26 protein-coding genes are annotated in these 21,755 nt (G+C 36.2%); 7 read left to right on the top strand and 19 right to left on the bottom strand.

Annotation, left to right across the window (positions count from 1 at the left end; all coding sequences use genetic code 11):
* Positions 1-7 precede the first annotated feature (7 nt).
* The 5 genes from accA to dnaE form a co-directional block, all read right to left on the bottom strand.
* Entirely contained in the window at positions 8-982 is a 975-nt protein-coding gene (accA, locus tag F0362_RS22650; protein ID WP_000818790.1) for an acetyl-CoA carboxylase carboxyl transferase subunit alpha, read from the bottom strand.
* Positions 970-1,839 (bottom strand): acetyl-CoA carboxylase, carboxyltransferase subunit beta, encoded by an 870-nt coding sequence (accD, locus tag F0362_RS22655; protein WP_000942864.1) that lies wholly within the window; start codon positions 1,837-1,839, stop codon positions 970-972. The genes accA and accD overlap by 13 nt, the downstream gene beginning before the upstream one ends.
* Positions 1,840-2,024: 185 nt before the next feature.
* On the bottom strand, positions 2,025-2,669 hold the full coding sequence (locus F0362_RS22660) for a FadR/GntR family transcriptional regulator (RefSeq protein ID WP_000204451.1): 645 nt from the start codon (positions 2,667-2,669) through the stop codon (positions 2,025-2,027).
* Positions 2,670-2,683: 14 nt separating this feature from the next.
* Positions 2,684-3,892 (bottom strand): NADP-dependent malic enzyme, encoded by a 1,209-nt coding sequence (locus F0362_RS22665; RefSeq protein WP_162148121.1) that lies wholly within the window; start codon positions 3,890-3,892, stop codon positions 2,684-2,686.
* A gap of 133 nt (positions 3,893-4,025) precedes the next feature.
* Entirely contained in the window at positions 4,026-7,352 is a 3,327-nt protein-coding gene (gene dnaE / locus F0362_RS22670; protein ID WP_000673710.1) for a DNA polymerase III subunit alpha, read from the bottom strand.
* Positions 7,353-7,394: 42 nt separating this feature from the next.
* On the opposite strand from dnaE, the gene F0362_RS22675 reads away from it, so the two are divergent.
* Positions 7,395-7,808 carry a YtrH family sporulation protein gene (locus tag F0362_RS22675; protein ID WP_002034291.1) on the top strand — a complete coding sequence of 138 codons (414 nt, stop codon included), beginning with the start codon at positions 7,395-7,397 and terminating at the stop codon, positions 7,806-7,808.
* Positions 7,805-8,308, top strand: a complete 504-nt coding sequence (ytrI, locus tag F0362_RS22680; protein WP_001265738.1) for a sporulation membrane protein YtrI — start codon at positions 7,805-7,807, stop codon at positions 8,306-8,308. The genes F0362_RS22675 and ytrI overlap by 4 nt, the downstream gene beginning before the upstream one ends.
* A gap of 51 nt (positions 8,309-8,359) precedes the next feature.
* On the opposite strand, the gene F0362_RS22685 is transcribed toward ytrI, so the two are convergent.
* On the bottom strand, positions 8,360-9,292 hold the full coding sequence (locus tag F0362_RS22685; protein ID WP_000545156.1) for a DHH family phosphoesterase: 933 nt from the start codon (positions 9,290-9,292) through the stop codon (positions 8,360-8,362).
* 159 nt (positions 9,293-9,451) lie between these two features.
* Here F0362_RS22685 and F0362_RS22690 point away from each other — a divergent pair, with 159 nt between their 5' ends.
* On the top strand, positions 9,452-9,757 hold the full coding sequence (locus F0362_RS22690; protein WP_001144779.1) for a YtpI family protein: 306 nt from the start codon (positions 9,452-9,454) through the stop codon (positions 9,755-9,757).
* 7 nt (positions 9,758-9,764) lie between these two features.
* On the opposite strand, the gene F0362_RS22695 is transcribed toward F0362_RS22690, so the two are convergent.
* Positions 9,765-10,028, bottom strand: coding sequence for a DUF3949 domain-containing protein (locus F0362_RS22695; RefSeq protein WP_000093555.1), 264 nt, complete (start codon positions 10,026-10,028; stop codon positions 9,765-9,767).
* Positions 10,029-10,185: 157 nt separating this feature from the next.
* Positions 10,186-11,499: a DRTGG domain-containing protein gene (locus F0362_RS22700; protein ID WP_000201581.1), complete on the bottom strand. Its 1,314-nt coding sequence runs from the start codon at positions 11,497-11,499 to the stop codon at positions 10,186-10,188.
* Positions 11,500-11,743: 244 nt separating this feature from the next.
* Between F0362_RS22700 and F0362_RS30630 the strand changes: the two genes are divergently transcribed.
* On the top strand, positions 11,744-11,905 hold the full coding sequence (locus tag F0362_RS30630; RefSeq protein ID WP_053445934.1) for a hypothetical protein: 162 nt from the start codon (positions 11,744-11,746) through the stop codon (positions 11,903-11,905).
* A 40-nt stretch (positions 11,906-11,945) separates the two neighbouring features.
* On the opposite strand, the gene F0362_RS22705 is transcribed toward F0362_RS30630, so the two are convergent.
* Positions 11,946-12,629 carry a metal-dependent hydrolase gene (locus F0362_RS22705; RefSeq protein WP_149889976.1) on the bottom strand — a complete coding sequence of 228 codons (684 nt, stop codon included), beginning with the start codon at positions 12,627-12,629 and terminating at the stop codon, positions 11,946-11,948.
* Between the two features lie 149 nt (positions 12,630-12,778).
* Here F0362_RS22705 and pepQ point away from each other — a divergent pair, with 149 nt between their 5' ends.
* Positions 12,779-13,876, top strand: a complete 1,098-nt coding sequence (pepQ, locus tag F0362_RS22710; RefSeq protein WP_000994035.1) for a Xaa-Pro dipeptidase — start codon at positions 12,779-12,781, stop codon at positions 13,874-13,876.
* 29 nt (positions 13,877-13,905) lie between these two features.
* Here pepQ and F0362_RS22715 read toward each other — a convergent pair whose 3' ends face one another.
* Both F0362_RS22715 and F0362_RS22720 read right to left on the bottom strand, forming a co-directional pair.
* Positions 13,906-14,265, bottom strand: coding sequence for a DUF3221 domain-containing protein (locus F0362_RS22715; RefSeq protein WP_149889977.1), 360 nt, complete (start codon positions 14,263-14,265; stop codon positions 13,906-13,908).
* Between the two features lie 23 nt (positions 14,266-14,288).
* Positions 14,289-14,663: a hypothetical protein gene (locus F0362_RS22720; protein WP_000831580.1), complete on the bottom strand. Its 375-nt coding sequence runs from the start codon at positions 14,661-14,663 to the stop codon at positions 14,289-14,291.
* 191 nt (positions 14,664-14,854) lie between these two features.
* On the opposite strand from F0362_RS22720, the gene F0362_RS22725 reads away from it, so the two are divergent.
* A complete protein-coding gene (locus F0362_RS22725) occupies positions 14,855-15,682 on the top strand; it encodes a DUF2785 domain-containing protein (protein ID WP_000941466.1) in 828 nt (275 codons plus the stop codon).
* Positions 15,683-15,695: 13 nt separating this feature from the next.
* Here F0362_RS22725 and F0362_RS22730 read toward each other — a convergent pair whose 3' ends face one another.
* The 7 genes from F0362_RS22730 to F0362_RS22760 all read right to left on the bottom strand — a co-directional run bounded on the left by F0362_RS22730 (position 15,696) and on the right by F0362_RS22760 (position 20,440).
* Positions 15,696-15,902, bottom strand: coding sequence for a hypothetical protein (locus tag F0362_RS22730; protein ID WP_001248905.1), 207 nt, complete (start codon positions 15,900-15,902; stop codon positions 15,696-15,698).
* A 323-nt stretch (positions 15,903-16,225) separates the two neighbouring features.
* The gene (locus tag F0362_RS22735) at positions 16,226-16,570 is read right to left on the bottom strand and encodes a DUF6176 family protein (protein ID WP_002049183.1); all 345 of its coding nucleotides are present in this window, start codon (positions 16,568-16,570) and stop codon (positions 16,226-16,228) included.
* Between the two features lie 2 nt (positions 16,571-16,572).
* On the bottom strand, positions 16,573-17,361 hold the full coding sequence (locus tag F0362_RS22740; protein WP_001208750.1) for a GNAT family N-acetyltransferase: 789 nt from the start codon (positions 17,359-17,361) through the stop codon (positions 16,573-16,575).
* Positions 17,358-17,690: a cupin domain-containing protein gene (locus F0362_RS22745; RefSeq protein ID WP_000450948.1), complete on the bottom strand. Its 333-nt coding sequence runs from the start codon at positions 17,688-17,690 to the stop codon at positions 17,358-17,360. Before F0362_RS22745 ends, F0362_RS22740 begins: the two co-directional genes overlap by 4 nt.
* Before the next feature lie 44 nt (positions 17,691-17,734).
* A complete protein-coding gene (locus F0362_RS22750; protein ID WP_000532798.1) occupies positions 17,735-18,163 on the bottom strand; it encodes a hypothetical protein in 429 nt (142 codons plus the stop codon).
* Positions 18,164-18,300: 137 nt separating this feature from the next.
* The gene (gene ald, locus F0362_RS22755) at positions 18,301-19,434 is read right to left on the bottom strand and encodes an alanine dehydrogenase (RefSeq protein WP_001219394.1); all 1,134 of its coding nucleotides are present in this window, start codon (positions 19,432-19,434) and stop codon (positions 18,301-18,303) included.
* A gap of 214 nt (positions 19,435-19,648) precedes the next feature.
* Positions 19,649-20,440 (bottom strand): SDR family oxidoreductase, encoded by a 792-nt coding sequence (locus F0362_RS22760; RefSeq protein WP_002039744.1) that lies wholly within the window; start codon positions 20,438-20,440, stop codon positions 19,649-19,651.
* 147 nt (positions 20,441-20,587) lie between these two features.
* Here F0362_RS22760 and F0362_RS22765 point away from each other — a divergent pair, with 147 nt between their 5' ends.
* Positions 20,588-21,046: a universal stress protein gene (locus tag F0362_RS22765; RefSeq protein ID WP_001066677.1), complete on the top strand. Its 459-nt coding sequence runs from the start codon at positions 20,588-20,590 to the stop codon at positions 21,044-21,046.
* 253 nt (positions 21,047-21,299) lie between these two features.
* Here F0362_RS22765 and F0362_RS22770 read toward each other — a convergent pair whose 3' ends face one another.
* Positions 21,300-21,722: a VOC family protein gene (locus tag F0362_RS22770; RefSeq protein WP_149889978.1), complete on the bottom strand. Its 423-nt coding sequence runs from the start codon at positions 21,720-21,722 to the stop codon at positions 21,300-21,302.
* Positions 21,723-21,755 lie beyond the last annotated feature (33 nt).

A 21,755-nucleotide genomic window follows, 5' to 3' on the forward strand; every position in this document is an offset into this window, starting at 1 on the left:
GCTTTTCTTATTTTATCCCAATGGAAGCGTTTGAAAACGAAACTTGCCCAATTTTCATATATTTTTCATAACGTTTTTCGATTAATTCATCTTTCGAAATTCCGTTTAATTGTTCAAAAGTTTTTCTAATCATTAAGTCTATATTTTCTGACTGTTTTAAAAGATTACGGTGAGCTCCACCTTTTGCCTCTGGAATAATTTCATCAATTACACCTAATTCTTTCAAATCTGCTGCTGTAATTTTCATTGCTTCTGCAGCTTCCTTCGCTTTTCCTGCATCTTTCCAAAGAATTGCCGCTGCACCCTCTGGTGTAATAACAGAATAAGTGGAATTTTCTAGCATATGAATGTAATCTCCTACTCCAAGACCTAGCGCACCACCACTACCGCCTTCACCGATAACGATACAAATAACTGGTACCGTTAAACCTGCCATCTCAAATAGATTGCGGGCAATAGCTTCACTTTGTCCACGTTCTTCAGCTGCTTTACCAGGATAAGCTCCCTTCGTATCGATGAAACAAATAATAGGACGATTAAACTTTTCCGCTTGTTTCATGAGACGCAGTGCTTTTCGATATCCTTCTGGATGAGGCATCCCAAAATTACGACGAATATTTTCTTTCGTATCTTTTCCGCGCTGATGCCCAATTACAGTTACAGGCATCCCCTTATATTTCGCAATGCCGCCGACAATCGCTGCATCATCGCCAAATAGGCGATCTCCATGACATTCAAAAAAATCAGTAAATAAGTGCTCAATATAATCGAGCGTTGTCGGTCGTTCTGCATGACGAGCAATTTGCACACGGTCCCATACTTTCATATTGCCGTATATATCTTCCTCTAAATTTTCTAGCTTGTCTTCCAAAATACGAATCTCCTCACTGAAGTCCATCTGGCTGTTTTTCGTATAGTCTTTCAGTTCACGGATCTTATTTCTTAGCTCAACAACTGGTTTTTCAAATTCTAGCTCTGCCATACAGCCATTTCCCCTCCTTGATGAACTTCTAAAATCTTACGAAGTGATTCTTTCATATCATCACGATGCACAACCGCATCTAATTGACCATGGTCTAGTAAAAATTCTGCCGTTTGGAAATCTTCCGGTAGTTTCTCACGCACTGTTTGTTCAATTACACGTCTACCAGCAAATCCGATAAGTGCACCTGGCTCTGCAAGATTATAATCACCAAGTGAAGCAAAACTCGCTGAAACCCCGCCCGTCGTTGGGTGAGTCATAACAGAAATAAATAACCCTCCTGCATTACTATGCTTTTTCAAAGCTACGCTTGTTTTTGCCATTTGCATTAAACTTAATATACCTTCTTGCATACGGGCACCACCCGAAGCAGTAAAGATAATAAATGGAACTTGTAAGTCGTATGCCTTTTCAACCGCACGGGCAATTTTTTCTCCTACAACAGAGCCCATGCTCCCCATTCGAAAACGAGAATCCATTACTGCAACAACAACAAGCATGTCATCAATTGTTCCTTCACCAGTTACAACCGCTTCATTCAATTCAGTCTTCTTACGATCGTTCTCTAATTTCTCTTCATATCCCGGAAACTCGAGTGGATTTAATGAAACCATTTCTTTGTCATACTCACGGAATGACCCTTCGTCCAATATACTATCAAGGCGCTCCCATGCATTCATAGGATGATGATATCCACAGTTCACACATACTTTTAAATTTTTCAGAAGTTCTTTCGTATACATGATTTTTTTACATTTCGGACATTTTGTCATAACGCCATCTGGTACATCTTTTCGTACTTGTTCTGAAGGTATTGCAGCATACTTTTTCTTTTTCACGAATAAATCTCTTAGCACAATTTGACCCCCTTCGTTGAGAGCTAAGGTTAGCGTAAGAAGAAAATGGGGCTAACACCAATGTTTGATGTTAGCCTTATCTTCTCAATCTGTCTAATAACCTCTCTCTTTACGTTTAACTTTAACCGCTATGCGGTAGAATGTTTGTCATAACGTGTCATGGTCATTTCGACAAATTTTATACATTACGAGTGAAACTGTATATTCTCTACTAATTCATCGTAAATTTTTAGTGCATCATTTTCTTGTTTTTCTTCCAAAGTAGCATAAAGCTTTCTATACATATCGATAGAATCTCCTGAAACTTTACAAGAAAGAGTTGCTACGTAATCATTTACGATCATCCAAATGCGATATAGTAAATAATTATCGACTTGTTCAATTAGTGTTTTAAAGAACGTTTGGTGAAGCATTGGAATCGAACTTTCATTTTCTTCAAGCACTTTCTGTAATCTACTTAGCACTTTAGAAAATGTTTCTTTCGGTAAATTACATACAATTCGAATCATATCTTTCTCAAGCAATCGTTTTGTTTGTAATAAATCACGAATTGTTTTCTCATCTTGCAATAGAAACGGAGCAATTAGTTGTACAAGACCGTTATCGTAAAAGTTTCGAATAAACGTCCCTTCACCCCGTCTCGTTTCAATTAACCCTACCAGTTCTAAAGCACGCAATGCTTCTCTTACAGATGAGCGTCCTACGTTTAAGCGTGAACTTAGCTCCCGCTCAGACGGCAAACGATCCCCTGCTACCAATCCATCCTCTTCCATAATGGAACGGATTTTTTTTACAATTTCGAGATATACTTTTGTATTTGATGATGTCAATGGAAATTCCTCGCTTATTCTTTACCAATCAGCGCTAATTGTTTTGTTTTCTCAGCAACTTCATTTGGATCTACTTGACGACGAGCTACTCCTGTCTCCATTGCTGCTTTCGCAACGTAAGCTGCCACTCGAGGCGCTACACGCGCGTCAAACGGTGCCGGAATGATATAGTCTGCATTCAACTCATCTTCTGCTACAAGCTCAGCAATAGCCTGTACAGCTGCCATCTTCATTTCTTCGTTAATTTGTGTCGCATGTACGTCAAGTGCACCGCGGAAAATACCAGGGAACGCTAGTACATTATTTACTTGGTTCGGGAAGTCAGAACGACCTGTTCCAACAACAGCTGCGCCCGCTGCTTTTGCCAATTCTGGCATAATTTCCGGAACCGGATTCGCCATTGCAAAAATAATCGCATTGTCATTCATTGTACGAACCATCTCTTCTGTTAATGCACCTTCTGCAGATACACCAATGAATACGTCCGCACCTTGTACAACATCAGCTAAAGAACCTTCTATACGATTCTTATTTGTATATTTTGCAACTTCATCTTTCACTGGATTCATACCAGTAGGACGACCATCATAGATTGCACCTTTACGGTCACACATAATAATGTCGCGTACTCCATAGCGATATAAAAGTTTAATAATTGCAATACCTGCTGCACCTGCGCCATTTGCGACAACTTTAATGTCAGACATTTTCTTTCCAACTAATTTCAGCGCATTCACAAGGCCCGCTACTGTTACGATAGCTGTTCCGTGTTGATCATCATGGAAGATAGGAATATTTGTTTCTTTCTTCAAACGTTCTTCAATAATGAAGCAGTTTGGTGCTGCGATATCTTCTAAGTTAACGCCGCCAAAAGTTGGCTCCATTAATTTTACAGTTTCAACAATTTTATCTACATCGTTTGTATTTAAGGCGATTGGGAATGCATCTACACCAGCAAAGCTCTTGAATAATACAGCTTTACCTTCCATTACTGGAAGAGATGCTTCAGGTCCAATGTTACCAAGACCAAGTACAGCCGTTCCATCCGTCACAACTGCTACCATATTTCCCTTCATCGTATATTCATATACCTTACTTTTATCGTCATAAATTTCTTTACAAGGCTCTGCAACCCCTGGAGAATATGCAAGACTTAAATCTTTTGCATTTTCTACTTTTACTTTTGATACAGTTTCTAATTTTCCTTGATGCACTTTATGCATGTGAAGTGCTTCTTCACGAAGTGTTGACAAACTATCCACTCTCCTCAAATTATTCTAGCTGGTATCAATTTCTCCAAGTGGTCTGACCACGAACACTACTACTATAATAATCGAAGTGTAGGGAAATTGTCCATTATATTTTCACAACTACATTCTCTTCCCCGACAATTTCACGAAGTGTTCCTAAGCATTTTTCACTTGGATGAATCGATAAACTTCGAGATAATTGTACCATTTTATGTTCCTTTTCATAATAAATTAGTACTTTCGCAAAACCCGAATAGTCAAACAATATTTTTGTAACCTGATTCAAAAGCTTTTTTTCATACTGAGACGGCAATTTCACGTAAACAGATGCATCTTTCTTTTCTTCATAAACATCCATTTCTTCTAACGGATATAGTCCGTTTACAATCCATTGCAGCTTATGATTTCTTAGCTCAATCGTACCGTCAACTAAAACAATTGCCCCTTCTTGTAACTTGTCTGAGAAATGTATATACGTGTCCGGGAAAACAACCGCTTCCATTTCATCATTTTGATCACAGAATGTAATAAACGCCATCTTTTGCAATTTTTTCGTACGAATGACTCTCACACTTGTTATATACACGATAGCCCTTTGTACTTTTTTCTTATTTCGCATCGCCTGAGCGAGAGATGGAATTTCTAATTCTTTTGCTAACTTCACATACTGCGCTGTCGGATAGCTTGATAAATAAAAGCCAAGTGCTTCCTTTTCTTTATTTAACTGTTCAATAAAAGAGAGCTCTTCTCCTTGTACATATTTTGATTTTGGAACAGCATCCCCTAAATCACGGGCAAGATTTGCGTACTCTAACGCTCCTTTAAGGCTTTTCCATAAATTCGTTCTCGAAATACCAAAATCGTCAAAACATCCCGACCAGACGAACGCCTCTAAATTTCGTTCTGTTACAAACTTCGCTGGCATACGAAGACAAAATTCAAATAAATCCTCAAACATTTTGCTCTCTCGTTCTTCTAACAATGCCGTCACTGTAGCCATTCCGATATTTCGAATTGAAAGTAAGCTGTAACGTATCGCATTCCCTTCTATTTGGAAGTTGTAACCACTCTTCTGAAGTGACGGTGGCAAAACGTGGAAACCTTTCCGCTTCGTTTCTCGTATATACTGCACAATCTTATCTTCATTTCCAATTGCACTTGATAATAATGCTGTCATAAATTCCAACGTATAATTCGCTTTTAAGTAGGCAAGCTGATATCCGATCATACTGTAAGCTACAGCGTGACTTCGGTTAAAACCGTAATTCGCAAATCTTACAATCAAATCGTAAATTTTATCTGCTGATGTCTCATCGTATCCGTTTCGCAAACAACCTTGCACGAAATGCTGACGTTCCTGATCTAAAATATCACGATTTTTTTTACTCACTGCTCGGCGTAATAAATCCGCTTCTCCGAGCGAAAATCCTGCTAACTTCGATGCAATTTGCATAATTTGTTCTTGGTATACAATTACACCGTATGTTCTTTCTAAAATCGGCTTTAAATCCGGATGTAAATATTCAATTTTTCTTTTTCCGTGCTTCGATTCAATAAAGGTTGGGATTTGCTCCATCGGTCCTGGTCTGTATAACGAGTTAACAGCGACAATGTCTTCAAACTCATTCGGTTTTAATCCGCGAAGTACATTTCGCATACCACCTGATTCAAGCTGGAATACCCCCGTTGTATCCCCTCTCCCTAGCAATTGGAACGTCTTTTCATCTTGGAGAGGTAAATTCCTTATATCAATTTCTTTCCCCGTTTTTTTCACAATGAACTTTATAATATTTTCAAGTAACGTTAAATTACGTAAGCCTAAAAAGTCCATCTTGAGCAACCCGAGTTCTTCTAATGCATCAGCAGGATATTGCGTAACATAAACATCGTTATGTCCTTCTTGAATTGCTACACTACCCGTTAACGGTTCTTGACTCATAATAACGCCAGCGGCATGAATAGACGTATGACGAGGTAAGCCTTCTACACGTTTTGCAATTTCAAACACACGCTCATGAAGAAGATTCCCTTGTATAAACTCACGGAGTGATTGTGATTCTTCATATGCATCTTTTAACGTTATACCAAGCTTTGATGGAATAAGTTTTGAAAATATGTCAATGTCTCGCGGCGGAAGTCCCATTACACGAGCAATATCTCTAATTGCTGCTTTCGCTGCAAGCGTCCCAAACGTTACAATTTGCGCCACGCGGAGCTGACCATACTTATCTTTCACATATCGGATCATCTCATCACGTCTTATATCTGGAAAATCGATATCAATGTCCGGAAGGGTCACACGTTCGGGATTTAAAAATCTTTCAAATAACAAATCGTATTCAATCGGATCAATATCTGTAATTTCTAATACGTACGAAACGAGTGAGCCAGCTGCCGATCCACGGCCTGGTCCTGTTAAAATATGATTTTCATGTGCATACTTCATAAAGTCCCATACGATGAGAAAATAATCACTAAATCCCATACTAGAAATGACGTTTAGTTCATGATTCAAACGCTTTATATGCACTTCTTTTGGCGTACCATAACGTTTATGCAAGCCTTCTTCACAAGCACGGCGTAAGTAAGTATCATTCGTCTCGTTAGATGGAACAGGAAATTTCGGTAATTGATTTACATGAAACGGTATTTCTACTTTACAACGTTCTGCAATTTTTACAGTGTTGTAAATCGCCTCTTCCGTGTGAGAAAATAGTGCTTCCATTTCATCCGATGACTTTAAATAATATTGATCCGTTTTGAGCCTTGGCCTGTCTGGATCAGTCATTTTCGTTCCACTTTCAACTGATAGTAAACATTCGTGAACGAGCGCGTCACTTTGATTGATATAGCGCACATCATTTGTTGCAACGACTGGGACATTTACCTTACTAATAAATTCAGGTAATTTTTCTTGCAGGAGCAGTTCATCTTGAATCGCATGATGCTGCAAACTCATATAAAAATTATCGAACATATTTTGATATGTACAAGCTACTTCTTCCGCCTGATCCTCTTTGTCTTCTAATAATAATTGTTCAATTTCCCCATCTTTACCTGGTGAAATAGCAATTAATCCTTTCGCATAATGCGCAAGCCACTTCTTCGGAATACCCTCTTTTGACTTCGTCATAATGCTACTAGAAATCTTTAATAAATTTTGATAGCCTATTTCATCTTCAGCAAGTAAGACGAGCGGATAAGACTTCTCTTCTTCTTCACTAAAAATAGAAGCTGTTAAGCCGATAATAGGCTGTATACCATGTTTCTTACATGCTTTATAAAACGGAATAACGCCATACATAACATTTTCATCCGTAATAGCCAACGATGAAAAACCAAGCTCTTTCGCCCTGACTACAAGCTCATCAATTTTACAAGCACTTTTTAATAAACTAAAAACGGTTTGACATTGTAAATGCACAAACTTCACTGTTGTACCCTCTCTTTACCTATTTGACTACTTTCATTATAGGTGATGAGGAAAGCGGAAATCAAAACATACTTCTCATACTTTGTCCATATATATGAAGAAGAAAGGGGAATGACGATGGATGTAAGAGAACATACTTTTTTCTCTCTGCTTATTATTAGTTATTTTATTGCCTTTGGGGTTATACTTGGCGGTTCATTAATTGGTGGATTTGGTGCGTTTCTTATCGGAAAACCAGCTCTAACTTACATTAATCAATTCGCCCAAAATTTAAGAATTTGGGCACTCGTTGCAGCAATCGGCGGAACATTTGATACCTTTTATAGCTTTGAAAGAAGCTTCTTTGGCGGAGATATGAAAGATATCGTAAAACAAATTCTCCTTATTTTTTTCGCAACTGGCGGTATGCAAACAGGTCTTATTATTATTAAATGGCTAACGCAGGAACATGTATGAGAGTGCCAAGTGCCAATACAGCAAAAAGATGGTACTTAGTTTTAGCTGGCGCTGCTGTTGGAGGCGTGTTGAGCTGGTTTATTTTTTTGTACATATACGGTGTTTTTCAAGAAGAACAATCTAGTAAAATAGCAGAGCAACGAGAAATTATAGAAAAACAAGAAGCAAAGCTCCACGTCCTTCTCGAAGATCAAGAAAAGTTGAACACAGAAAATAAACGCCTCTTAACAATTCAAGAGATTAAAATAAAAATAATAAATCGAGAAAAATATGATTTAGACAATCTAACACTCGAAAATATGACCACTTCTATCCATAATGACCTCCAACATCTTTTAACGAAAAACATTCAAAGTATCGCAAAAAATAAAGACCTACTCAAAAAAGCAATCGAAAACAAAACGTACAAACATTACGATCGTATATACCGCTTTAAAGTCGATACAATTTCTTTTGATACTGTACTTGAAATTAGTATTGATATAGAGAAAGAAAAATAAAGAAGGAGGGCTTAAGTGCCGCTCCTTCTTTTCGTTTTAACATATACTCTCTTATTTACAAATATCACGTAAATCAGCAAACAGACGATCCGCTTCTTCCCAAGAAGATGCTTTTGCACCAGAAGCCATCGGATGTCCTCCGCCGTTATATTGCATTGCTAATTTATTTATAACTGGCCCTTTTGAACGAAGGCGAACACGAATTACATCGTCTTCCTCTAAAAATAGAACCCATGCCTTTAATCCGTCAATATTACCAAGCGCTCCAACAACACCAGATGCTTCAGAAGGAAGTACATCAAATTCTTCTAATACTTCTTTCGTTAATTTAATGTAAGCTGCTCCTTCTTCTACCATCGTAAAGTTTTGTAAAATATAACCGTTTAAACGAGCGATTTTTTCTTTTGTCTTATACATTTCATTGTATAAATCTGTGAATTTCACACCCATATCAACAAGCTCACTTACGTAAAGGAGTGTTTTTGCTGTTGTATTCGGGAATAAGAAACGACCTGTATCTCCAACAATCCCTGCTAAAATAAGGCGAGCTGCTTCTTTTGTTATTTTTAATCCTTTATCTTTTCCATAGTTATAAAACTCATAAATCATTTCACTTGTAGAACTTGCTGTCGTATCTACCCACGTAATATCTCCGTACGGATCTTCATTTGGATGATGATCAATTTTGATTAACATCTTCCCTTTTGTATAGCGTTGATCGTCAACACGTTCTTGGTTCGCAGTATCACAAACGATAACAAGTGCATTTTCGTATACGCTATCTTCAATATTATCCATTACTCGTAAGTATGCTAGTGACGGTTCATTGTACCCAACCGTATAAATATTTTTCTCTGGAAACGATTCTTGCAAAATCGTACCAAGACCGCCTTGTGAACCTAACGCATCTGGATCCGGACGCACATGACGATGAATAATAATTGTCTCAAATTCTTTAATTACTCCTAAAATTTGCTCATGCATATGTATAATCTCCTTTTTATTCAACTTCTTCACTTTATCCTCCATTATAACGGAAAGTATTTCATACATGCGAACAATTGCTTTATAATAAAAATTAGAAAGTTTAGATATTTCTTTTTTCTTCACTATAATTTTCACAAAGCGATGGGAGTGTGCATTATGCCAGTATTAGTCTTCTGTATTATCGTCTCATTTATGTTGTACCTCTTCTACAAAACAAAATACTTTCGTACAAACCGCCCAATGGAAAAAGGTTGGCTCTCAGGAAAATCCGCAATGGCACTCGGTTCATTCGTCTTATTCTTCGGGATAAACCAATTCTTTTTAGAACTTTCAACCGCTCGTATGATCGTCGGTGTTTTATTCGTTCTATTTGGTAGTGCGAGTGCATTTAATGGATTTCGCCAATATAAACATTTCTTTCCATTAGCAGTTAAAGAAGCAGAAGCATATGAAGCAACGTAAAAAAGCATCACCATTGTGATGCTTTTTTACGTCCTCTACTTTTTAAAATCATATATGCAACAAACGCAGAAGGTATATTAAATAGGTTGCCTTGCACATGAAAATGTAATTGTTCCTCTTCAAAAGACATTTTTTCATATAGTTCTCGCTGAGATAATCCTGTACGTTTCCTTTTTTCATGTAAACCTTGTAAATATAAATATTGGATCGGTATCATTACAAGAAAGTAAAATAGTGCGATACCACCAAAGAAGATTATTTCTGATGACATATTGCATACCGCCTCCTCAAAATCCATTTTCTTACAATATAATTGTAACATAGTCTACCATCTAAATAAATTAATATTCTGTCATTTAACATTATATAAATCACTCTCTACAAAAAAAAAAAAGATGGAACAAATCAAAACGATTTGTTCCATCTTTTTATTTATCAATCAATTGCACCATAAGTAATGCTTTTCCAACAACATTACCTTCATGGTGTACTTCTACATCAACCTTACCAAATTTACGGCCAATTTCTAATACTTTCGGATGAACGGATACAACATTATCAATCTGAACCGGCTTTACAAAATAAATTGTTAAGTTCTCAACAATTGAATCACTCTTCTTCTGAGCACGAATGACACGGTTTGTTGCTTCTGTCACAATTGTTGTAAATACACCGTAAGATAATGTTCCGATTGAATTCGTCATTTGTGGTGTCACTGAAAATTGATACAAATGCTCATTTTTTGCTTCTTTCGGCGTCATAAATTGATTCGTTACAATATCATCAATCGTTTCACCAACTTGTGGTTGACGCTGAATCATCTGTAATGCCTGAAGTACATCTTGACGACTAATGATACCTTGCAATTTATTTCCATCTTCCACAACAGGAAGTAATTCAATACCTTCCCATACCATCATACGCGCTGCAGCTGCGACAGACATCTTTCCATTTACCGTAATAGGGTGTTTCGTCATCACTTTATCAATTGGTGTATCTTTCGCAACACCAATCATATCTTTCGAAGTTACGATACCTAACACCTTTTTATTTTCATCCACAATTGGATAACGTCCATGCATCGTCTCTTCATTGTACTCATGCCATTTCTGCACGATATCACTAGGCTTTAAATATAGTGTTTCTTCAATCGGTGTTAAAATATCTTCAACGAGTACAATTTCTTTCTTAATAAGTTGATCATAAATCGCGCGGTTAATTAACGTTGCGACCGTAAATGTATCATAGCTACTGGAAATAATCGGCAACTTCAATTCGTCTGCTAACTTTTTCACATGCTCTTCTGTATCAAATCCACCTGTAATTAATACAGCGGCCCCTGTTTCTAATGCTAATTGATGTGCATTCGTACGGTTCCCGATGATAAGCAAGTTCCCCGCTTCTGTATAGCGCATCATCGCTTCTAATTTCATAGCCCCGATTACGAATTTATTTAATGTTTTATGTAGTCCTTCTCTGCCTCCAAGTACTTGACCATCAACAATGTTAACGACTTCTGCATATGTTAGTTTTTCGATATTCTCTTTCTTCTTTTGTTCAATTCGAATTGTTCCGACACGTTCAATTGTACTAACATATCCTTTATTTTCTGCATCTTTAATCGCACGGTAAGCTGTCCCTTCACTTACACTCAAATCTTTCGCAATTTGCCTTACAGAAATTTTATGCCCTACCGGTAGGCTATTAATATGTTCTAAAATTTGATTATGTTTGGTAGCCAAATGGTTTCACCATACTTTCTTTTCCCTAAATTCTTCATGTGTTGTATTCCCAGTATACTATATTTTCAAAACTGTTACACTCTCTCTTTGTATATCTGTACTATTTTTTTTATAACAAAATGACCCTTGCATTCCACTAGTCATTCCATTACAACAATGTAATGCTATTGTCATCTCGTTCGATAGTTCGTCCACACACTTCCATATACAATTAAGACAAGAAATGAAACAAAGGAGCGAATACATGATGAAAAAAATTTTAGAGGTTATAGGCGCAGTATTTTTAGCTTGTTTAGATGGGAAAAAAGTTGCAATGGATTTGAATGAAACTCCTGAACAGCCGCGTTCAAAAAGAGAAGAGTCAACTAAACAAATACAGACTTTAAAAGCTGTACTACACGCATAAAAAGCCCTTCACTTGTCTTTTCAAATGAAGGGTATCTGTTTTATAGCGTAATACTTTCTCCAACTTCTAATACTTTCCCTGTACAATTTTGTAGTTTTTCTACAAATTGATATGGATCCTGTTCAATAACTGGGAACGTATTGTAATGCATCGGTACAACAGTTTTCGCATGAATCCATTTTGCTGCTAAAACAGCATCTTCTGGTCCCATTGTGAAATTATCACCAATTGGTAAAAACGCTATATCTATATCATTCAGTTCCCCAATTAACTTCATATCAGAGAATAGAGCCGTATCCCCTGCATGGTAAACCGTTTTCTCTTCTGCTGTAAATAAAATACCCGCTGGCATACCTGTATATGTAATCGTCTTATTTTCTTCATCAATATAACTAGAGCCGTGGAATGCTTGTGTAAACTTCACTTTTCCGAAGTCAAATTCATGTGAACCACCAATATGCATCGGATGTGTTTCTACACCTTGCCAACTTAAAAATGTCGCTAGTTCAAATGGCGCCACAACAACTGCATTATTTTTCTTCGCAAGCTCTACTGTATCTCCAACATGATCACCATGACCGTGCGATAAAAGAATTGCATCTACTTTTACATCTTCAGCCTTTAAATCTGTTTTCGGATTTCCCGTTAAAAATGGATCAATTAAAATCACTTTTCCATTCGTTTCAATCCTTACAACTGAATGCCCATGATAAGATACTTTCATTATTACATTCCTCCCCTATTCACATTCTCACTTTTTATTCTACATGATTTTTCAATTCCCTGTCTTTTCTAACATCTATTTACTTGTCATAACGCTTTCTTCCGAGGTAAAGTTATATTTGTAATTAAATATCTCGGGGGTGCCAATCGATGAATGCTAGATTAGAAAATTTAATGCAATGGCTAAAAGAAAAAAACGTAGAAGCCGCGTTCTTAACTTCTACACCAAACGTTTTCTACATGACAAACTTCCACTGTGAACCACACGAAAGACTACTTGGTATGTTTGTATTCCAAGAAAAAGAGCCTATTTTAATTTGCCCTAAAATGGAAGAAGGCCAAGCACGTAACGCTGGATGGGCACATGAAATTATCGGATTCACTGATACTGACAGACCATGGGATATGATTGCAAAAGCAATTAAAGACCGTGGCATCAATGCAAATGCAGTTGCAATTGAAAAAGAACATTTAAACGTAGAACGTTACGAAGAATTAACAAAATTATTCCCAAATGCAGCTTTCAAATCAGCAGAGGAAAAAGTTCGCGAGCTTCGTTTAATTAAGGATGAAAAAGAACTTTCTATTTTACGTGAAGCAGCTAAAATGGCAGACTATGCTGTTGAAGTTGGGGTAAATGCAATTAAAGAAAACCGTAGCGAACTAGAAGTATTAGCAATTATTGAACACGAATTAAAAACAAAAGGCATACATAAAATGTCATTTGATACGATGGTATTAGCAGGTGCTAACTCTGCTCTTCCACACGGTATTCCAGGTGCTAACAAAATGAAGCGCGGCGATTTCGTACTATTTGATTTAGGCGTAATTATTGACGGTTATTGCTCTGATATTACACGTACAGTAGCATTCGGTGAACTTTCTGAAGAACAAACTCGCATTTACAACACTGTACTTGCTGGACAACTACAAGCAGTTGAAGCATGTAAACCAGGCGTTACACTTGGCGCAATTGATAATGCTGCTCGTTCTGTTATCGCGGATGCAGGTTACGGAGACTTCTTCCCGCACCGACTTGGTCACGGACTTGGAATTAGCGTTCACGAATATCCAGATGTAAAAGAAGGCAACGATTCTCTATTAAAAGAAGGTATGGTCTTCACAATCGAACCAGGTATTTACGTACCAAACGTAGGTGGCGTTCGTATTGAAGATGATATTTACATCACAAAAGACGGATCAGAAATTTTAACGAAATTCCCGAAAGAATTACAATTTGTAAAATAAGAAAAAGGCAGCTTAATTGCTGCCTTTTTCTATTTTTCTACTACTTTAAATTTCTCTACAATCATTTGTCCTGGGTAACTTTCAAGTATGTGAGAAGACCATACTTTTATTTTATCTCCTGTTTTTAATTGATTAGATGCGTTTTTCTCCTGAAAGCTCAACACTATATCTGATGGATGTTCTTTATTCATTTGTTGTTTATAATTTTGTAACTCTACTTTTGTTTCAAACGTTTTATCATCGGCAAAAAATACCGTTTCATTTCTTACTATGACATACCCTTCTTCAGGTACTTTTTTTACCTCTACTTGTTTTGTAGTACACGCTGATAATATGATTAGAAATACACTAAAAAATATATACATAGAAACTCTCATATTCCTACTCATTTTTATCCCTCACTCTATGTTTGCTATTTCCGCTTTAAAACCATCTTCTCTTCATACTTATCATCCCATTTAATCACAATCTCTATCGGTTCATCTTTAGATAGAGGCGCACAACTTACACAAAAAGATTTCATTTCAATCCTTGCTCCTTTATGAACTTCTGACGTTTCTGTCATTGTACTAAAGGTCCCATGAATAGAAATCTCCAAATTTTTAAATTCTGTATTTCCATCTCCGCCCTTATACTGAAACGTAAATATTCCATCTTCACTGTCATCCTTAATATGCCCTTTATATTGCCCCGTCCAACTTTTGCTCTCGCTAGAAAAAGTAACATACGAAATCGAACAACTTCCTAAAAAGAAAATATTTATAAAAAAGAATAATGTTCTCTTCATAATGCCCTCCATTCAAAAGCACTTATTTATCCCGCAGTAACGGGCAGTAAGACCCCAACCTCAAAATTCGGTGAAAGCAAAGAAGTTAGTTGGGGGATGACCCCCCCACTGATTAAAGCTTCACTTTATTGTCTATTTCTTCCTTTTATTATATTATTAAAATGCAGAATTTTCTAAAATAGGAGGTTTATATGTTACAACAACAGTTAGAAGAAATTCGTAATAATAATTACATACTGGACAACACAATTCATATTGATTCTTTAAGTTCCAATATGCTTGAACATATCGGTGTTACTGATAGTTATTTAAGGGATAAACTTATTTACTCTACTTTTTATCATCTCATCAAGAAGGGCTATATTTCACACTCACACTTGCAGAAACTATTATTAGAAAGCATCAGTGATAAATATTTATTGTATAAGATTCATTCGGATGACGAAGATGCGGTATTTACCCGTGCATTTACGACATTATTAATTGCGCTCATTATTGATGCGGATACAAATCATAATTTCTTATCACAGACTGATATATTAAATGTAAAAGATCAATTAATTTTATATATGAACAAAGAGCACGACTTACGAGGCTATGTCCAAGAACGTGGCTGGGCGCATAGTGTCGCTCATGCTTCCGATACATTTGAAGCGCTTGTGAATAGTCCTAAACTGGAAAATTTATATTACGAAGAAATATTACAAACTTTATTAAACAAAGTTTGTGTTCATTCCATCTATTACAAATACGAAGAAGATGAGCGTCTCGTTTATCCAATTGTCGCAATGCTGCAAAATGGCCTAAAGGAAGAAGTACTCATATTAGCCCTTCGTGATTTAGCAACTCAATTACAAGTTCAAAAATCAACACTACATATTGAATCATACGAATTTCTATACGGAAATATAAAAGCTTTCTTACGTAGCTTATTTTTCAGATTACGTACAATATCTATATGTAAGGAAACTGAATACGAAATTGAAAAATTACTACAAGGACTTCGCCAATATTACTAAAAAAGAAGGCCCTTTAAAAAGTGCCTTCTTCTATTTCACTAATATTTAATTGAAATTTTACGATCCAAACTGAGAAAAGGTGGACAAGAAGCGCAAACGCCATACATGCTCCGCTTAAAAAAGTTAGTATAGGATGCGAATACACGTGCCCCAATCCATAGGATATCGCCACGAAAAACATTGTTATGTAAATATAAATTGCTCCATGTATTTGCCTCATATAAACCTCCTTTTCCCATATTATAACATAAATTTTCTGATTATTCACATTAATTACTCGTAATCAATATTTCTCAACTGTTACACCTCTAACAGCAACCTTAATATACGGTAACCCTTGTAAACTTTGTAAATCCTCTATTTTTCCTGTTACGACTACACCGTATATTGGTAGGTCTTTTCATTATAGTTTGTCCTAAAATGCTCTTGAAATCCCCCTTTATTTTCACTTAAAAATATCTAAATACAGCTTTTCTTTTTTAAAATTTTGCATAATAAAAAGCACATCTATTTTAATGTGCTTCTCCAAAAAACACTATTCTATTATTTAATCGCTTCCTTCACAACATCTTGAATCATAACAACTTCTGTTTTCATATCAACAGACGGTGCTTCTTCATCAATACACTCATACCAAAACGCTACATGCTTTTTATCAATTTCATGATGAGAATTTTCGACAAGAGCCCCGCCTTCTCCTTGCACAGAATACCAATATAAGTATTCTTCTCCATCTCTTATTTCCCGGAAAATTGTCTCTACGTACATTTTCTCGTCGTTTAGTGTCAACAGCACTTCTTTCATATTGTCATTAAGAAGCTGCATCCATTCATCTACACGATGACTTTTACCTTGTTTCACTTTAAATCTCGTTAACTCCACATTCATTTTCATTCCCCCATTCTCTTACGTACAAACAAACCATATTCTATTGGATGATGAAAACTTAATTTACTAGCTAATTTTTGCGAAGGAATATTGTCTACATAACAATCCCAACACGGTGTAATATCATTTTGTATACAATGTTCAATGAAACGTGTTGCGACAGCTTGAGCTAACCCTTTCCCTTGATACGCTTCATGCGTCACGATATCAATTTCAGCAAATCCATTCCCACTAAATATCGAAACACATTCCGCTACAGTCATCCCATTTTGTTCTATACAAAATCCAAAACCATCATTCAAAAATGCTTCATTTGATCCCCAATATTCTTTATAATACGCCTGTGTAAATTCATTACTTCGTTCTATATCTCTTCTATCAATACGCTTCACTTCATATGTATTTTTGTTACAATCTCGCTTTCTCTCTTCAAAGGTTACTCTTTGAAATTTCATTCGCGGAATTTTCCGAAGCACATTACTAAAACGCTCTTCTAACATCATTTCCCATTCTTCACTCGAAGTGAACAATGTAAATCTCTTCTCTGTTTTTTCAATGGCCGTTTTTATATACGAAAATACATCTTCGTTATAACTTTTCTCTTGCGTATTACCAAATAAATAATAAATGCCATTAGCTGTCATAATTAGTCCTGCTGTTAACTCCTCGTTTGCAAAAACCCTACCATCTATCGTTTGATCACATACTGCATAAGCAAAAGTTGTGGTTCTTGTATTACTTTCTAAAATCGAAAGTATTTTTCTATACTGGGCTACAGATAATTCCCTCATAATTGCTCCACTATAATCGTATCAGCCTCTATATTTTCAAAACAAAGATTTATAGTTCTCTTGAATGCTCTCGTTCTATGAATCGTACATGCTGGAATTAAGATAGAATCATTCGGCTTTAAAACCGCTGTTTCTCCGTCTTGAAAATCGATAAGTAATTCTCCCTCTAACACAATAAATAACTCATCCGAATTAGAATGATAGTGCCAATCATATTCACCAGTAAATACAGCGATTCGTAAGCAATGACTATTTACATTTGAAACGACGAAGTTTTTATGTTGATCTTGAATGCCCTTTGTTAATTCGATTAAATTCACAGTTTCCATCTTTCGTCTCATCCTTTCATTAGTCGTTCTTCTGAAAAAACAACTTAGTCTCCTCCACCTCCGCAATCTCCTCCACCATCACTTGAGCTGCTACAATCGTTGCTACTGTAGTCACCAAATCCACTTGATGAACTTGAAGCGTATGAAGATTTCTTTCTCTTTTTTCTTTTCCTATCTCTCTTACGTTCATGACTAGGCCATACTGTATCAAAGAATATAACGAATAAAACTAATTCTATTACGGCAAGTATAACCTCTAAAATACTCTCAATAATATTCGGGGTTATCCCAAAACTGTAAAGCACCCCAAATGAACCCATACACAAAATCACATACAGAACCATACAAACATACCGAAACGTTTTTTCTATCATAATGACTATTTTTTTTGAAGTTGGAATGTTCTGTTCCTGTTTTTTCTTTATATATTTTTGTCTCTTAGCTTGCTTTTTCTTCTTATTTTTTCTCCCCATTGAATCCCCTCTTTTTATTTTATAATTCTAAATTATCACAACTAATATCTATTAACATCAATAAGTAACAATTTTTTACATATTATTCCCTAAAAAAAGACCCTCCTCATAAGAGGAAGGTCTCTAATGTATCTCTATTATGATAAAGCAGGAGCTTTTTCAAGAAGCTCTTTTGCATCAGCGTATTGTAAGCCGTGTGCTTCTGCAACTGCTTCGAATGTTACATATCCATCTAATGTGTTAATACCTTTTAGTAATGCAGAATTGCCTAAGCAAGCGTCTTTATAGCCTTTGTTAGCAATTTGTAATGCATATGGTACTGTTACGTTTGTTAATGCAAGAGTTGATGTACGTGGAACCGCACCTGGCATATTTGCAACTGCATAATGAACAACGCCATGTTTTTCGTAAGTTGGGTTGTCATGAGTTGTAATACGGTCAGTTGTTTCGAAAATACCACCTTGGTCAATCGCAATATCTACAACGACAGAACCTGGTTCCATTGATTGAATCATTTCTTCTGTTACAAGTTTTGGCGCTTTTGCACCTGGAATTAATACCGCACCAATAACAAGATCAGATTCTCTTACTGCTTCTGCAATGTTGTAAGGATTAGACATTAAAGTTTTTACTTGGTTACCGAAAATGTCATCTAATTGACGAAGACGTTCTGCACTTAAGTCGATGATTGTTACATCTGCACCTAAACCTACTGCAATCTTCGCTGCGTTTGTACCAGCTTGACCACCACCGATAACTGTTACTTTGCCGCGTTTCACCCCTGGAACGCCTGCAAGTAAAATACCTTTACCACCTTTGTTTTTCTCAAGGAACTGTGCACCGATTTGTGCAGACATACGACCAGCTACTTCACTCATAGGTGCAAGTAATGGTAAAGAACGATTGTCTAATTGTACTGTTTCGTATGCAATTGATACCACTTTGTTATCAATTAATGCTTTCGTTAATTCTGGTTCTGGAGCTAAGTGTAAGTATGTGAATAAAATTAAACCTTCGCGGAAATTACCGTATTCACTTGCAACTGGCTCTTTTACCTTCATAACCATATCTTGGTTCCATGCTTCTTCAGCAGTTTCAACAAGTTTCGCACCAGCTTGTACATATTCTTCATCTGTAAAGCCAGATCCTAAACCTGCTCCTTTTTGAACAAAAACTTCATGACCATTTTGTACTAAATGTACTGCTCCCGCTGGCGTCATTGCCACACGGTTTTCATTGTTTTTAATTTCTGTTGGAATACCGATACGCATTATTAGTTCCCCCTTGAGTTATGAAATGACCCCTGAATCATTTTTTAAAGCGCTTTCTACGCCCTTATATTCTAACATAATATCTCAATATTTGACAAAAAAATAACACAAGTTTTCCGATAGATTTAATATTACATGAAAGGACAGTATTATCCGCATCTCTCAGTATGAAGGATAAACTGTCCAATTATTTAAAACTCCATTTTATTTTGTTCTATCGATGTCTATGAATAACATCCACTGCACCAGTCACTTCAATAATTGTACCGGTAATCATATCGGAATCGTCCTCACATAAAAACGAAATCGTTCTTGCGATATCTTCACCTGTTCCAGATCTACCAATTGGTGTGTTATGACTTTTCAGCTGGCGTGCTTCTTGAATTGTCGCCTCTTTCATTTCACCAATAATATCACCAGGACATACCATGTTCGCAGTAATACCGTATTCCGCTTCTTCGTAAGCAACTGTTTTCGTTAATGAAACAAGTCCTACTTTTGCTGCCGCGAAAGCTGAGCGATAAATCCATCCCGGTGCACTATCTGCCCCTTGAAATCCGTAATTAATAATACGGCCAAAGTTCTGTTTTCTCATGACCGGAACGACAAGTTTTAATAAATGAAATACCGCTGTTAAATTGCCCTGAATCATTTCATTCCATTCTTCTTCTTCATAATCGACTAACTTTTTCCGTTCAAATACATATGGACCAGCATTATTAATTAAAAAGTCAATTTTGCCAAAACGGCTCATCGCTTCTTCTACTATTTTATGTAAATCTTCCTTTTTCGTGACATCCGCTTGCACGAATTGTAGACGCTCTTCCATATTTTTATATGTTTCTTTCATCGTTTCCATAGCCGTTATATCGCTATGATATGTTACTGTTACTGAATAGCCTTTAGCCAATAATTTTTCTGTTACTTGCTTTCCTAAACCTTTCGTACCGGCTGTAATGAGCGCATGTCTCACAAAACTGCCCCCTTTTAAATTGCTATAGTTCATATGTAACAAGTTCTCGCACCAATTACAACTAAAATGAATTAAAACAAAGTTTTCAAAATTCTGTAACGTTTCCGACAAGCACATCACCAAAATTTGTTTTATAATAAAGTTGTAAAAGGTAATAAAAATGATTGGGAGGAATTTACTATGAATAATACATATACAAATATTTTAATCGCGGTGGACGGTTCTAAAGAAGCAGAAAAAGCCTTTAAAAAAGCAATTCAAGTCGCAAAACGAAACAATGCAACATTAACAATTGCTCATATCGTTGATGTAAAAGCATACTCAGCAGTAGAAGCTTATAGCCGCGCAATTGCTGAACGTGCAAATCTATTTGCAGAAGACTTATTAGAAGACTACAAAAAAACTGCGCTTGAAGCTGGTCTTGAAAATATTGAAACTGTATTAGAGTTTGGTAATCCTAAATCAAAAATTTCAAAAGAAATCGCTCCAAACCATAAAGTAGATTTAATTATGTGTGGTGCGACTGGTTTAAATGCTGTTGAGCGTTTCTTAATCGGTAGCGTCTCTGAACATATTATTCGCTATGCGAAATGCGATGTCCTTGTTGTTCGTGGTGATGAGGAGCAAGGTGATCTTTAATTCATAAATAAAACACCGAGTCCACATGTTTTACCGAAGGATACGGAAAATTAAGTTCGAGGCCCGAATGAACAATAAATACATGTTGTTAAACAATGATAATAAACGAAAAAGGAGTGGGTAATCCACTCCTTTTTTTTCACGACATGCCTTTATTCATAGGAATAAGTCTGCTCTGTTTTTTCTCTATTCTTGCATGGATTTTAAAATCCTCATTTTTTAATTGATTGTTTAATCAAGTTTACACTGTATTCTACTTAATTCTTTGAGCAATTGGATGGTCGTCTTTTAGTTGCAACAAATCCCATAAATTCCCGTATAAATCCTTGAATACTGCAACTATTCCATATTCTTGCTCTTTCGGCTCTCTTACAAATTCTATTCCTCTTGAAATCATTTCATTATAATCTCTCCAAAAATCGTCAGTATTTAAGAAAAGAAAAACTCTGCCGCCTGACTGGTTACCAATAAAAGAATCTTGCTCCAGTTTAGATGCTCTAGCCAGTAATATTGTGGTGCCGACTGAACCAGGAGGTGATACCACTACCCATCTCTTGTTTTGCTCTGGCTGATATATATCTTGGACTAGTGTGAAATTTAGTTTCTTTGTATAGAACTCTATTGCCTCATCGTAGTCTTTTACTACTAATGCGATATGAACTATTGATTGAACCATTATTATCCCTCCTATTATTACTGAATAAGCAAA

The organism is Bacillus sp. BS98, from assembly GCF_008432245.1.
GTDB lineage: Bacteria > Bacillota > Bacilli > Bacillales > Bacillaceae_G > Bacillus_A > Bacillus_A toyonensis.